12 protein-coding genes are annotated in these 14,247 nt (G+C 40.1%); 4 read left to right on the top strand and 8 right to left on the bottom strand.

The features are described from left to right. Window positions 1-86 precede the first annotated feature (86 nt). Together GSF09_RS03070 and GSF09_RS03065 are read left to right on the top strand one after the other, a co-directional pair. Window positions 87-1,622, top strand: a complete 1,536-nt coding sequence (locus GSF09_RS03070; RefSeq protein ID WP_159799463.1) for a YifB family Mg chelatase-like AAA ATPase — start codon at window positions 87-89, stop codon at window positions 1,620-1,622. 21 nt (window positions 1,623-1,643) lie between these two features. Further along, window positions 1,644-1,874 (top strand): hypothetical protein, encoded by a 231-nt coding sequence (locus tag GSF09_RS03065; protein WP_159799462.1) that lies wholly within the window; start codon window positions 1,644-1,646, stop codon window positions 1,872-1,874. 50 nt (window positions 1,875-1,924) lie between these two features. On the opposite strand, the gene GSF09_RS03060 is transcribed toward GSF09_RS03065, so the two are convergent. The 8 genes from GSF09_RS03060 to GSF09_RS03025 form a co-directional block, all read right to left on the bottom strand. Continuing rightward, a complete protein-coding gene (locus GSF09_RS03060; protein ID WP_159799461.1) occupies window positions 1,925-3,268 on the bottom strand; it encodes a DUF5723 family protein in 1,344 nt (447 codons plus the stop codon). 119 nt (window positions 3,269-3,387) lie between these two features. After that, window positions 3,388-4,077, bottom strand: a complete 690-nt coding sequence (locus GSF09_RS03055; protein ID WP_159799460.1) for an RluA family pseudouridine synthase — start codon at window positions 4,075-4,077, stop codon at window positions 3,388-3,390. Window positions 4,078-4,081: 4 nt separating this feature from the next. Continuing rightward, window positions 4,082-4,900, bottom strand: coding sequence for a 3-methyl-2-oxobutanoate hydroxymethyltransferase (gene panB, locus GSF09_RS03050; RefSeq protein WP_159799459.1), 819 nt, complete (start codon window positions 4,898-4,900; stop codon window positions 4,082-4,084). Window positions 4,901-5,115: 215 nt separating this feature from the next. Then, a complete protein-coding gene (locus GSF09_RS03045; RefSeq protein WP_159799488.1) occupies window positions 5,116-6,540 on the bottom strand; it encodes an L-serine ammonia-lyase in 1,425 nt (474 codons plus the stop codon). A gap of 153 nt (window positions 6,541-6,693) precedes the next feature. Beyond that, window positions 6,694-7,776 (bottom strand): endonuclease, encoded by a 1,083-nt coding sequence (locus GSF09_RS03040; protein WP_159799458.1) that lies wholly within the window; start codon window positions 7,774-7,776, stop codon window positions 6,694-6,696. A gap of 125 nt (window positions 7,777-7,901) precedes the next feature. Next, window positions 7,902-9,038: an endonuclease gene (locus tag GSF09_RS03035; protein ID WP_159799457.1), complete on the bottom strand. Its 1,137-nt coding sequence runs from the start codon at window positions 9,036-9,038 to the stop codon at window positions 7,902-7,904. 5 nt (window positions 9,039-9,043) lie between these two features. After that, a complete protein-coding gene (locus GSF09_RS03030; protein WP_159799456.1) occupies window positions 9,044-10,258 on the bottom strand; it encodes an RsmB/NOP family class I SAM-dependent RNA methyltransferase in 1,215 nt (404 codons plus the stop codon). A gap of 71 nt (window positions 10,259-10,329) precedes the next feature. Further along, window positions 10,330-11,214: an AraC family transcriptional regulator gene (locus GSF09_RS03025; RefSeq protein WP_159799455.1), complete on the bottom strand. Its 885-nt coding sequence runs from the start codon at window positions 11,212-11,214 to the stop codon at window positions 10,330-10,332. A gap of 80 nt (window positions 11,215-11,294) precedes the next feature. Here GSF09_RS03025 and GSF09_RS03020 point away from each other — a divergent pair, with 80 nt between their 5' ends. Both GSF09_RS03020 and GSF09_RS03015 read left to right on the top strand, forming a co-directional pair. After that, window positions 11,295-11,654 carry a DUF983 domain-containing protein gene (locus tag GSF09_RS03020; RefSeq protein WP_159799454.1) on the top strand — a complete coding sequence of 120 codons (360 nt, stop codon included), beginning with the start codon at window positions 11,295-11,297 and terminating at the stop codon, window positions 11,652-11,654. A gap of 105 nt (window positions 11,655-11,759) precedes the next feature. Continuing rightward, window positions 11,760-14,105 (top strand): ATP-dependent helicase, encoded by a 2,346-nt coding sequence (locus GSF09_RS03015; protein ID WP_370515971.1) that lies wholly within the window; start codon window positions 11,760-11,762, stop codon window positions 14,103-14,105. The last annotated feature ends 142 nt before the right edge of the window (window positions 14,106-14,247 follow it).

The raw sequence follows: 14,247 nt of genomic DNA, 5'->3' as shown, positions 1-14,247 counted from the left end.
CTTTCACATTGCTTATGCTATTTATTTTTAAGTCTATTTTATGATTTGGAATAAATTTTCTTATTTTCGACTTCTAATATTGATATATGCTGATAAAAGTATACGGGAGTGCCGTTTTTGGTGTTGAGGCCACCACCATTACCGTAGAAGTGAATATAGATAAAGGGGTGGGATACCACCTGGTTGGCCTGCCTGATAATGCCGTTAAAGAAAGCAGCTACCGTATAGCGGCAGCTTTAAAAAATAATGGCTACCAACTTCCAGGAAAGAAGATTACCATAAATATGGCGCCTGCTGACATGAGGAAAGAAGGCTCTGCCTACGACCTTACACTTGCTATAGGCATACTGGCAGCTTCGGGGCAGATAAAGAGCGATGAGGTGGGCAGGTATATTATTATGGGTGAACTTTCGTTAGACGGCAGCCTGCAACCTATAAAAGGAGTTTTGCCCATAGCCATAAAAGCAAAGGAAGAAGGCTTTAAGGGCTTTTTCCTGCCAAAACAAAATGTAAGGGAAGCCGCTATTGTAGCCGGGCTGGATGTGTATGGCATAGAAAATGTAACAGAGGTAATTGATTTTTTTGAAGGTAAAGCTGCACTGGAGCCCACGGTAATTAATACCCGGGAGGAATTTTATAAAACACTTGATTTTCCCGAACATGATTTTTCTGATGTAAAAGGGCAGGAAAGTATAAAACGCTGTATGGAAATTGCAGCCGCCGGCGGACATAATATTATACTTATAGGCCCGCCCGGTGCCGGTAAAACAATGCTAGCCAAAAGGCTTCCCAGCATACTGCCGCCCATGACGTTAAGGGAAGCCCTGGAAACCACAAAAATACACAGTGTGGCAGGCAAGGTAAAGGATGCTGGGCTTATGAACCAGAGGCCGTTCCGCAACCCGCACCATACTATTAGTGATGTGGCACTGGTAGGAGGCGGTACTTTTCCGCAACCCGGCGAAATATCGCTGGCACATAACGGGGTGCTGTTTCTTGATGAGCTGCCGGAGTTTAAACGAACAGTGCTCGAAGTAATGCGCCAGCCACTTGAAGACAGGGAGGTTACAATATCCCGTTCAAAATTTACCATAACCTATCCTTCCTCTTTTATGCTTGTGGCAAGCATGAACCCAAGCCCCGGTGGTTATTTTAATGATCCAGATGCGCCCGTAAGCTCTTCCCCTGCAGAAATGCAGCGTTATATGGGTAAAATATCAGGCCCATTGCTGGACAGGATTGATATCCATATAGAGGTTACGCCTGTGCCTTTTGAAAAGCTTTCGGACAATAGAAAGGCAGAAAGCAGCGTTGAAATAAGAAACCGTGTTATCAAGGCGAGGGAAATACAAACAAAGCGTTTTGAAGCCCTTGAAAATGTTCATTACAATGCGCAAATGAGCACAAAGCAAATACGTGAATATTGCAGGCTTGATGATACTTCGCTCCAGTTGCTTAAAACAGCAATGGAAAGACTTAACCTTTCTGCGCGTGCCTACGACAGGATATTAAAAGTATCGCGCACTATTGCCGACCTTGAGGCGGCAGAAAATGTGGAGGCACAGCATATAAGTGAGGCAATACAATACAGGAGCCTTGACAGAGAAGGCTGGCTGGGATAAATAATTTAAAGAAAAAAGAAAATGTTTAAAAACGAATTACAGGAATTGTTCAGCAGCATGCCGCAAATGGTTCAGGATAAATTACAGCCCGTATTAAATAACCTTTTGGAAAGGGCAGGGGAAGTGGATGAGCATAGTGCAGCCGATCCTGATTATTATGAAGAAGAACGTGAACTTATTATGAAAGAGGTAAATAAAGTGAAATATATAAATGACCAATGGCAGATTATGAATGCCCGTAAAAATAACTAATAAAAAAGCCATACAATCTGTATGGCTTTTTTATTAGTGCTTATAATTTACTAAAATCCAAAACGGAATCCTAAATAAGCGTCTGCCTGGTCAGTTTCGCTTAGTGCTGCCGAAAGTATGGAGCCGGAACCGATAAAGAACCCGCCAATCCTTAAACCTACACCTGCTGTAAACCCTGAAATTTCATTATGCGATAAAGGCACATAGGCTTCAAAGAAATTAGTGGAGTAACGCGGCGTTACCGTAAGTATGTTTTGAATGGCAATCTGTTCGTTATCGCTGTCTTCATTAACTTTTTGCTGTGTATAAGCTGTAACAAACCATTTATTGTAAAGTTTTACATCGGCATAGGCAGAAAACACTGTAGGCAGTTTAACTTTAAAGTCCCTTTTAGAGTCATCAATTGTTACATAACCGCTTTCAATTAAAATTTGCTCAATTTCTTTTAAATCGCTTACATCTTCAAACTGGTTCAGGTTTAAGCTTTCAGCGCCTGTAATTTCAAGATTATAATTATTGGATACATTGTTATCATCTTTAAACTTCATGCTCCCTATATTCCTGACTGCAAGCCCTGTATTTAATTTATACCCGCCTTTTTCAACATCTTTCCATTGGTAATTAATACCAATATCGGTACCAAAACCATTAAGTCCGCCTGCAAAAAACTGGCTGAAATTGCTACTGTCAGTAAAATCTTCTGCCAAAGAACCGGAATAGGCAATATTTACCATTGCGCTTGCATTAGTTAAACTTACATCTCCGGCAACGTTTTCTATTGTCCCTTCAAATTGGTTTAAAGCTATATTAGCGTAAGAGCCGGGGAAAAGCAATTTAAATGTTACACCTCCAGATAAACGGTGGTTTTCACTGTTATACAATTCTCTTGCAACAGAAAAGCCTATTTCTCCCCATGTGGTTGCGGAACCACGCTGGTTGTATTGTGAATTAATATCATATAATTCAATTATATCATCAACGCCGGAATTAGTAACGGCCCTACCTAAAGCGGGGTTTACCTCCACCATGTCAGCTTTTATTTTTGCGGCTGATGTAATACCAAAAGCCCACTTGTTCATTTTCATGGCAAATGAAGGACCTAATATTTCTACATCTACCCTTAGGTTGGTAGGTTCATTCCCTTCAAAAATAAGGTTGTCAAAGTCCTTACCGTCAACAATATCCTTAAATGATATTTTATTGTTGGCAACATTCGCACTGAACGTAATAAGGTTGATTTCATAATCATTGCTCAGGTTAACAAATTCCGCCGGGTTTATAGCGGTATTTAGTATGCCCACGCGCTTTGAGGTATTAATACCTGCATAATGTTCCTGTGCAGACGCTGCACCTGCTAAAAACAACGCTGAAACAAATAATAAGGATTTTTTCATATTAGTTATCTTCACACTAAAGTAGATAAATAAATTATACTTAACAAAAAATTAAGACTGGATATTTAGCAAATTTCTAAAATTTAATAAAATGCAAAAATACCTATCTGTGGGTATTTTTATATAGATTTCCAAACAGCATCATCAGGTACGGGTGCAACAAGTTTAATTTCCTCTTTTAGTACAGGGTGTATAAATTTAAGGCTGCGTGCATGCAGGTGTATGCCGCCATCTGTATTGCTTCTTTCAGCACCATATTTAAGGTCGCCTTTAATAGGGCAGCCTATAGCTGAAAGCTGCGCCCTTATCTGGTGGTGCCGCCCTGTATGCAGGTTAACCTCAAGTGCAAAATAATTATCAAGCGTTTTTATAAGCCTATAGTCCAGGCTTGCTTTTTTACTGCCGGGCACTTCTTTATTATAGGCTTTGGAAGTGTTGTTTTTTTCGTTACGTTTTAGGTAGTGTACAAGGGTAGCTTCATTATATGGAGGCCTGTTTTTTACAACTGCCCAGTATGTTTTTTGGGTTTCACGGTTTTTAAAAAGGTCATTAAGCCGGGTTAACGCTTTAGATGTCCTTGCAAAAACAACAATTCCTGTGGTAGGCCTGTCCAGCCGGTGTACCACACCCAAAAAAACCTCACCGGGTTTATTATATTTTTCCTTAATATATTCCTTAACAACATCACTAAGGGGCTTATCGCCTGTTTTGTCGCCCTGAACAATATCTCCCACACGTTTATTTACGGCAATAATATGGTTATCCTCATAAATAACCTGCAGGTTGTTTTTGTCGGAAACAATCTTCATTTATTTAATATTGTTCCTTTTCATTAGGGAAGTCTTTTGATTTTACATCGCTCACATATTGCGATATAGCTGTAGTCATACCTTCATATAAATCCATATATCTTCGAAGGAACCTTGGACTAAACTCATTGTTCATTCCAAGCATATCATGTATAACCAGTACCTGTCCGTCAACACCACCTCCGGCCCCAATGCCAATTACGGGTATAGATATGCTTTCGGCTACTTTTTGCGCAAGGTGCGCCGGTATCTTTTCAAGTACAACGGCAAAGCAGCCTATCCTTTCCAGCATTTTGGCATCTTCTATAAGTTTCTCAGCTTCGGCTTCCTCTTTAGCCCTTACGGTATAGGTGCCAAACTTATAAATTGACTGTGGGGTAAGCCCCAAGTGCCCCATTACGGGTATGCCTGCATTAAGTATTTTTTTAATACTGTCCTTTATTTCGCTGCCGCCTTCCATTTTTACTGCATGTGCACCGCTTTCCTTCATTATGCGTATTGCCGAACGTAAAGCTTCCTTAGAATCGGACTGGTAGCTGCCAAAAGGTAAATCAACCACTACAAGCGACCGGCTTATAGCCCTTACAACCGAAGATGCATGGTAAATCATCTGATCCAGTGTTATAGGCAAAGTAGTTTCATGGCCTGCCATTACATTAGAAGCTGAATCGCCTACAAGTATAACATCTACACCTGCCGTATCAACAATTTTTGCCATAGTAAAATCATAGGCGGTAAGCATTGATATTTTCTCGCCGTTTGCCTTCATTTCAATAAGCGAGCGGGTGGTTATCCTTTTATAATCTTTTTTTGCGGTTGACATGATTAAAAATTTTAGGATGGTAAAAGTAATAAATTGCAATAAGAATTATTCCTTTGTTCAGATTTTATTGGCAAATAGGTATAATAAAAAGGCAGTGTAACCCCTGCAATTAGGTTACAGCAATACATGGTAATGTAAAGGAGTCAATTACTTTCAGGTATTAAATGATAACGAAAATGGAAAGATTGTTTATATAATTGATAACCGCAGGATAATCAGCAGTCAGAATTATTTACAGTTACAGCAAGCCCGCCTTCGGATGTTTCCTTATACTTATTGTTCATGTCCTTGGCAGTTTGCCACATGGTATTAACTACTTTATCCAAAGGTACTTTTGCATTTTTGGGGTCGGTTTCCAGTGCCAGTTCCGCAGCATTTATTGCTTTTATAGCCCCCATGGTGTTCCGTTCTATGCAGGGTATCTGTACAAGCCCGGCTATTGGGTCGCAGGTCATACCTAAATGATGTTCCATAGCAATTTCAGCAGCCATAAGGCACTGTTCAGGCGTTCCGCCCATAACCTCGCATAAAGCAGCCGCAGCCATTGCCGAAGATACACCTATTTCTGCCTGGCATCCGCCCATAGCCGCCGATATGGTAGCCCCTTTTTTAAAAATACTGCCAACTTCACCGGCAACCATAAGGAATTGCTTTATATGGCTTTCATTGGCCTCATGGTTTTCTATAACCATGTAATACATAAGTACAGCGGGTATAACACCCGCACTGCCATTGGTGGGTGCTGTTACTACCCTGCCCAGTGCAGCGTTAACCTCATTTACGGCAAGCGCAAAGCAACTTACCCATTTTAATATCTGGCGAAACTTAACTTCGGTTTTACGTATTACCCCAAGCCACTCCCATGGATTGCTGTAAGGCAGCTCTCCGATAAGGTTTTTATGCATGTCAAAGGCCCTGCGGCGCACATTAAGCCCGCCCGGTAACGTGCCTTCTGTATGGCAGCCTATATACATGCATTCCAGCATGGTATTCCATATACGCATCAGCTCATTATGTATTTCTTCCTCGCTGCGTATGGATTTCTCATTTTCGTAAACAATTTCAGAAATCTGTTTATTCTCGCTTTTTGCAAAAGCAAGTAATTCGTCCGCCGTATTTACAAGATAAGGAAAAGCACATCTTATTTTTTCTTTTTCCTTTGCTACAGTCCTTTCTTCCTTCACCACAAAACCGCCCCCTATGGAGTAGAAAGTAGATTCATATTCACTATCACCTGTATAGGCTGTAAACATAAAACCATTGGCATGAAACGGCAGGAAGTCACGGTTAAAAACAATATCTGTTTCCGGGTTAAAGCTTATTTCCCGATTACCGCCTAAAATAAGTTTATGTGTACTGTTTATGTTATCAATTATTCCCGAAATGTCTTCTACAGGAACATATTCAGGGTCGGCACCGCTAAGGCCAAGCATTACTGCCAGGTCGGTGGCATGCCCTTTACCCGTAAGGGAAAGCGAACCATAAAGGTCAACCCTTATACGGTTTACTTTGCTGAATATATTTTCGTCATACAGTTCGTTTAAAAACCGTTCTGCGCCACGCCACGGGCCCAGGGTGTGCGAGCTGGAAGGGCCCACACCAATTTTAAGCATATCGAAAACTGAAATACATTCATTCATAGCAAAAGACATTTTTAGTAAAGGCATAGCAGGCCTTTATACAGGCCGTAAAGGTAAAGAAATTGATAAAACTATAACGATTAAGCCGAAAAATTATTGATGCAATAAAAAACCCTGCTCATGCAGGGTTTCTATAATGAATTTATATTGTAATTACTTTACAATGATCTTCCTGGTTACAGAGGCATCACCCGATGAAAATTTAAGGATATAAAACCCGGAAGTAAGGTTTTGTAAAATGTAATTATTGCCCGTTGCCGAAGGGTTTTTTATATGTTTTACTGTTTGCCCGCTAACACTTACCAATTCAATTTCATCAAGCGGTGATTCCGCATAAATATTGATTTCATTATTAATGGCGGGGTTAGGGTAAACCGAAGCGGCCGAAAGCTTTTCAAAAGTATCATAGGATAATGGCAGTCCCCATATCTGCTGTACATACTCAGGGTGGTCTATATATGGGTTCCTGTTCCCCTGAAAATTATAAACAGCGTTATTGCGCGCTATTTCTTTTGGGCTTACAGGATCCATATTATGCCATGTTAGCAATACCTCAAGGAACCAATCAGAAAAAACCTGATTACTGGTACCGTTAAGCATGGCATGGTTCCAGTTGGCTATTTTATTTTCATAGCGTGTTGCAAAATATAAAAGGCAGCGTGCTATGTCGCCCTTAAACTCATCAATAGGTTCAAAAACAGTTCCTGAATACCCTGCTGAATAACCAGAATTAAGGTTGCTACCTCTTTTTGAACCGTTTGTAGATGTCCAGTTGGCATTGCCAACCCTGCCAAAAGGATGGTTGCTGCGCATACCGTTAACTTTACCGTCAGTAGGTACTATATGGTGCGCATCTGATACCATGGGCGAATTTTCATTAAAAACGCTCTGTGGCATAAGGTGTTCGCGGTTATAACAGTCGCCCTCGCTCTGGTAATTTCCGCAACGGTCGCTACTGCCTGTTGCGGAAAATGTATAAGATTCCGGCCCGTTTGGTTTTTCAGAATACATATCGAGTATTGTACCGTCATTTTCATAGAAGTAATCCCTGTCTGATGTTTGATAGCAGGTATAAAGGGCATCATAGCTCTTTGTGTTATGGCCTTTAATTATATTGTACAGCTGTGTTTTTAGCTGGTAACCTGTTCCGGTTGCGCCGTTATAATAGCCATTAGGAATTTGTGCAAACGAAAGAGCCGTAAAAATTAAGGCTGAAAGCAAATAAAATTTTTTCATCATCATTAAATTGGGGTGACAAATTTAAATCTTTAAAATAAAAACTTAACTATAAATTAACATTTAAATAATTTCGATAAAAAAAGCCTGCTTTTATGCAGGCTTAGATTTTAATGTTTTATAGCTTAATTAACCAACAGTTTTTTTACTGTTGACTTACCCTGGGCAGTTATCTGAAGAAAATAAAAACCCTGTGGCAGGTTGTCAAGCTGATAGTTGTTATTCTCTGCTACAGGCACATTTTTATTGATAATAACCTGGCCGTTAATGCTGTATAGTTTTATATTTTGCACAGGTAATTGAGTACTTATATTTACTGTACCGTTTGCAGTAGGGTTAGGGTAAACCGAAATCACATCGGCAGCCGCTACCTGTGGTGTGCTAAGCGGCACTCCCCATATTAGCTGTACATATTCAGGATGGTCAATATAAGGATTCCTGTTTCCCTGAAAGGTATAAATAGCATCGTTAAATGCAATTTCCTTGGGGCTTACGGGATCCATAAAATGCCATGTTAGCAGTATATTAAGAAATGTGCTGTCAAAAACTTTATCTGCACTGCCATCAAACATGGCTATTACCTCTGTATTATTTACATTGTTATAAAACCCGGCCATCTGGCTTTCATAGCGTGTGGCGAAATAAAAATAAGTACGGGCAATATCGCCTTTAAATTCATCTATAGGCTCAAATACTTTGCCTGAAAACCCGGCTGAATACCCTGAATTTACATTATTCCCTATTTTTGAGTTATTCTGGCTATGGCAGGGTATATTAGTTGCTCCACCATTGCAGTAATTATTGGCAGTACCCACAACACCAAAAGGCAGGTTGCCCCTCCAGCCGTTTACTTTCCCATCTGAAGGCACTACATGGTGCGCGTCAGAATACATAGGCATAGCATCATTAAAATAGGATTTTGGTATAAGGTGCTCCTTATTGTAACAATTGCCTTCAATGCTGTAATTACCACACTGGTCATCAGTGTCAAAGTAATTGTAAGGGTCGGCTCCTGCAGGGTTTTCGGAATAAATATCAAGCAGTGTGCCATCATTTTCATAAAAGTTATCCCTTAGCGCAGTAGCATACAGGCTCCATAACCCTGATGTGTATGATTGCGGGTCATGCCCATTGGTTACAATAGCGCTTAGCTGTGTTTTTAAAGCATAACCAGTACCGGTAGCATTATTATAATACCCTGCCGGTATTTGCGCAAAGCCTATCGAGGCAAAAAGCAGGGTTATAAAAGTAATTTTTTTCATAAGGATTATTTTTTTCGTTCCAGCAGTGCCATATAAAAACCGTCAAAACCTGATTCGTGCGCCAGTATTTTACTTTCTTTTACAAAGGTAAATTGTCTGCCGGTTTCAGTATCAAGAAAATGCTTTACCTGTTCCTGGTTTTCAGAAGGCAGTACAGAGCAGGTGGCATAAACCAGCTTACCGCCCGGTTTTACTATTTTTGAATAATTTTCCAGTACTTCCGCCTGTGTTTTTTTTATATTGTCTATAAATTCCGGCTGTAGCTTCCATTTGCTGTCAGGATTGCGCTTTAATACGCCCAGTCCGCTGCAAGGTGCATCTATAAGTACCCTGTCTGCTTTTTCATGCAGTTTTTTAATAACTTTTGTACTGTCTATTATACGGTACTCAATATTAAAGGCACTGTTGCGTTTTGCCCTTATTTTAAGCTGCTTGAGCTTGCTTTCATACAAATCCATGGCTATTAGCTGCCCTTTGTTCTGCATAAGGGAAGCCATGTGCAGTGTTTTTCCACCTGCACCTGCGCAGGTATCTACCACACGCATGCCCGGCTCTACTTCAAGGAAGCGGGCAACAAGCTGTGATGATGCATCCTGAACTTCAAACAAACCATCTTTAAAAGCCTGTGTAAGAAATACATTTGCCCTTTCTTTCAGTACCAGCGCATCAGGATAATCCTTAAGGAATTCTGTTTCTATCCCTGCATCCATTAATATGGCGCGCAGTTTTTCTTTAGTGGTTTTTAATGTGTTTACACGTAATATAACCTTTGCCTGTTCGTTTTGCGCTGCAAGCTCTTTTTCCCATTTTTTATCGCCCAATTCCTTAACGCCCAGTTCATCCATCCAGTCGGGTATTGATTCCCTGTACTTTCTGATTTTGGAAAGTTCATCAAAACGGCCTTTAATACGGCGGACAGGCGTATTTTCAAAATACTTCCAGTCAGGTAAATTGTATCCCCTGAGTACTGCCCAAACCGAGAATATGCGCCAAAGCTTGTCCCTGTCAAAAGGCTCCTTAACTTCTGCAATTTCGGCATAAAGGCGTTTCCAGCGTACTATTTCATATATGGTTTCCGCTACAAACTTACGGTCGGCACTGCCCCAGCGCTTGTCTTTTTTAAGCGCACGTGCAACTACCTTGTCGGCATATTCACCTTCATTAAAAATAAAGTTGAGCGAGTCTATAACTGTAAAAACCAGGTTCCTGTGTAATCTCATTTTAAAAAATTGAGGGGCAAAGGTATTGAAATTTTGCAAGATGCATTTATAAATTAACAAAATGCTGCTGCTCAGCCCTTTTTATATTTTATAAGGAAAGCAGAAGGCGTTGCTCCGGTTTTCTTTTTAAAAAGCCTTGAAAAGTAGGCATAATCATCAAACCCTAAACTATAAGCAATTTCATTAAAGTTTTTTTGCTGTAATACCAGTTCTTTTTTTGCTTCCAAAAGCAGTCGTTCGGTTATAATATCGCCTGTGGTTTTTTGTGCTACCGCCTGTGTTATACGGTTAAGGTGCTTGGGGCTTATGTTAAGCATTTGGGCGTAGGCTGCGGGCCGTTTTTCTGTTTTATAGTTTTGCTCCACCAGTTCTTCCAGTTTCCTGAATTTATTATAATATGTACTGTTTATGTTTTTTTCAGCAGGTATATTTCCATTGGCATAAATACCGGTGCTACAGGCATACACAAGGTTTATAAAGCTCATTACCTTTTCTTTTTTAAGTATGCCGTTTTCTTCATTCATATAATAAGCCTGCTCAAATAAATAAGTTATTTCAGCAGCCTCTTTATCAGTAAGGTACAGGCAGGGTTTGCTGTGCATACTGTAAAAAAAAGGGAACTGGCTTATACGGTTTTGGGTGTAATACAAATCATAAAAGTCCTGCGTGTGGAAAAACACAAATCCTTTAACATCGGCAGATAGTTCCCAGTGATGTGTTTGCCCAGGGTTTAAAAAGAAAAGGCTTCCGGGCCCAACATCATAAGTTGTAAAATCAATTTCATGTACACCTTTCCCATGCGTAAATAATATTGCCAGGTAAAAATTGTGGGAGTGGGGCAATGCTATGTCCTTATGGGCAGTTATAAGGTGGTCTTCCAGTGTATTGGCATAAAATCCTTGTAATGTGCTTTGCTTTTTAAACTGGTTTATGTTGAGTATGTTTACTTGTTTCATGTCTTAAAAGTACAATTTTTTGCGAATATTGTATATCGCCATTTTACTATTGCCACAGTAAATTTGTAATAAAAAAAGGTATGTCGCAGTTTACAGATATTATTGAGGAAAAATGCCCTGTTTGCGGAAAGGGCCATGTGTTCAGCAAAAAAGGAAATCCATTATTATTTAAAATGCCTAAAATGAATGAAACCTGCAATGTATGCGGGCATAAATTTGAGCGTGAGCCGGGGTATTTTTATGGTGCAATGTATGTGAGTTACGCAGTAACGGTTGCCGAGATGATGGCGGTATATATTATTACACAGTTTTTTACAAAAGATTTTGCCACTATAATTACCATTATAGCTATAACAGCCGTGTTACTCAGCACATTTAATTTCAGGTTGTCGCGCATGTTATGGATTTATATGTTTGACAGCAAAAAGCGGGAGGCATAAAAGCTTTAAGGTTATTATTTTTATATATAACGCCGGCAGTATTGCCGGCGTTTTTTTAACCTGTTTTTCTCGGTTAAAATATTTATTTTTGCTTCTTTAGTTGTTATGATGGAGATAGAAAAATATATAAGCCAGTTAAATGAAGCCCAAAGGGCACCTGTATTGCAAAAGGATGGCCCAATGATTGTAATAGCAGGTGCGGGTTCAGGGAAAACAAGGGTTCTTACCATGCGCATTGCCTACCTTATGAGCAAGGGGGTTGATGCTTTTAATATACTTGCACTTACATTTACCAATAAGGCAGCGCGGGAAATGAAAAGCCGCATTGCCGATATTGTAGGGCCATCGGAAGCCAAAAACCTGTGGATGGGTACGTTTCACTCCATTTTTGCCAAGATACTGCGTTTTGAAGCGGACAAACTAGGCTTTCCTTCCAATTTTACTATTTATGATACGCAGGATAGTGTAAGGCTTATTTCGGCTATTATTAAGGAAATGCAGCTTGATAAGGATATATATAAGCCCAAGCAGGTGCTAAGCCGTATATCTTCCTATAAAAACAGCCTAATAACCGTTAAGGCATATTTTAACAATCCTGAACTTCAGGAAGCCGATGCTATGAGTAAAAAGCCAAGGCTTGGTGAAATTTATGAGCAGTATGTTGAGCGCTGTTTTAAATCGGGCGCTATGGATTTTGACGACCTTTTACTACGGACAAATGAATTGCTGAACCGTTTTCCTGATGTTTTAATGAAATACCAGGACAGGTTCCGTTACATATTGGTAGATGAGTACCAGGATACCAACCATTCCCAATACCTTATTGTGCGTGCCCTTTCTGACAGGTTCCAAAATATTTGTGTGGTAGGGGATGATGCACAGAGTATATATGCATTTAGGGGAGCCAACATTAATAATATACTGAACTTCCAGAAGGATTACGATAATGTACAGCTTTACAGGCTGGAGCAAAATTACCGTTCTACTAAAAATATAGTCGAAGCCGCCAACTCTATTATCGATAAGAATAAAACCAAGCTTGATAAAATTGTATGGACTGCCAATGATGAAGGGCCTAAAATAAAAGTACACCGCAGCCTTACCGATGGTGAGGAAGGCCGTTTTGTGGCAAGCACAGTTTTTGAGGAAAAAATGCGTAACCAGCTTAAAAACGGCAGCTTTGCAGTATTGTACCGCACCAATGCGCAGTCGCGTTCTATAGAGGATGCTTTACGCAAACGCGATATACCTTACCGTATTTATGGCGGGCTTTCTTTTTACCAGCGCAAGGAGATTAAAGATGTACTGGCTTACCTAAGGCTGGTAATAAACCCCAAGGATGAGGAAGCCCTTATGCGGGTTATTAATTACCCGGCAAGGGGAATAGGGGATACCACCATTGAAAAACTTACCGTTGCAGCCAAGCATTATGACCGGTCTATTTTTGAGGTAATGGAAAATATTGACAGAATTGACCTGCGGCTGAACAGCGGTACTAAAAATAAGCTGCAGGATTTTGTAACAATGGTAAAGAGCTTCCAGGTTTTAAACGAAACACAGGACGCTTTTTATCTTGCCGAACATATAACCAAAAAAACAGGGCTTGTACAGGAACTTAAAAAAGATGCAACGCCGGAAGGTATAGCCCGTATTGAAAATATAGAAGAACTTTTAAACGGTATAAAAGATTTTATTGAGGGACAAAAGGAAATAGATGGCGCTCGGGGTGCCCTAAGCGAATTCCTGGAGGATGTTGCGCTTGCTACCGACCTTGATAAAGATACCGGTGATGACGACCGTGTGGCGCTTATGACCATTCACCTTGCTAAAGGGCTTGAATTTCCTTATGTTTTTGTTGTTGGTATGGAGGAAGATTTATTCCCAAGTGCTATGAGCCTTAATACCCGCAGCGAACTGGAAGAGGAGCGCAGGCTGTTTTATGTGGCACTCACCAGGGCAGAGCATCAGGCTTATCTTACTTATGCCCAGTCGCGTTACCGCTGGGGCAAGCTGGTAGACAGCGAGCCTTCACGATTTATTGAGGAGATAACCGACAGTTTTCTGGAATATCTTACGCCCGCTGAAAACAATTACAGGTATAAGCCAATGATTAATGCTGATATTTTTGGCGATGTAGATAAATCAAAATTACGGCAAAATAAGCCTGTTAACGGTACTCCGCCCAAATGGGTTACGGATAATGAGCCTAAGCCTGATGCCAATGTCAGAAGGCTTAAGCCTGTTTCAGGTAATTCGCCTGCCGGTGGTGGTGCAGCTATGCCGGATACAAAGCTTACTATTGGTAACATGGTAATGCACGAGCGATTTGGCAGGGGTAAAGTACTTAATTTAGAAGGTGTGGGTGCAGATAAAAAAGCGGAAATACAGTTTGAAGTTGGCGGTATAAAAAAACTGTTATTACGTTTTGCAAAGCTGGATATCTTACAATGATGTAAATAGTTTCACGGATTTTATATTATGAAGCCTATTCTTTTAGGTTAAAGTTATCATTTTAAGATATAGTGATTGGATATTAATAATTCGTTAAGATAAAAAACACGTAAATTTAGGATTTTAAATTTTTAACTGATTT

This window comes from Flavobacterium sp. MK4S-17 (assembly GCF_009848495.1).
Taxonomy (GTDB): domain Bacteria; phylum Bacteroidota; class Bacteroidia; order Flavobacteriales; family Flavobacteriaceae; genus Flavobacterium.
This window is presented reverse-complemented; position numbering and strand designations above follow the sequence as displayed.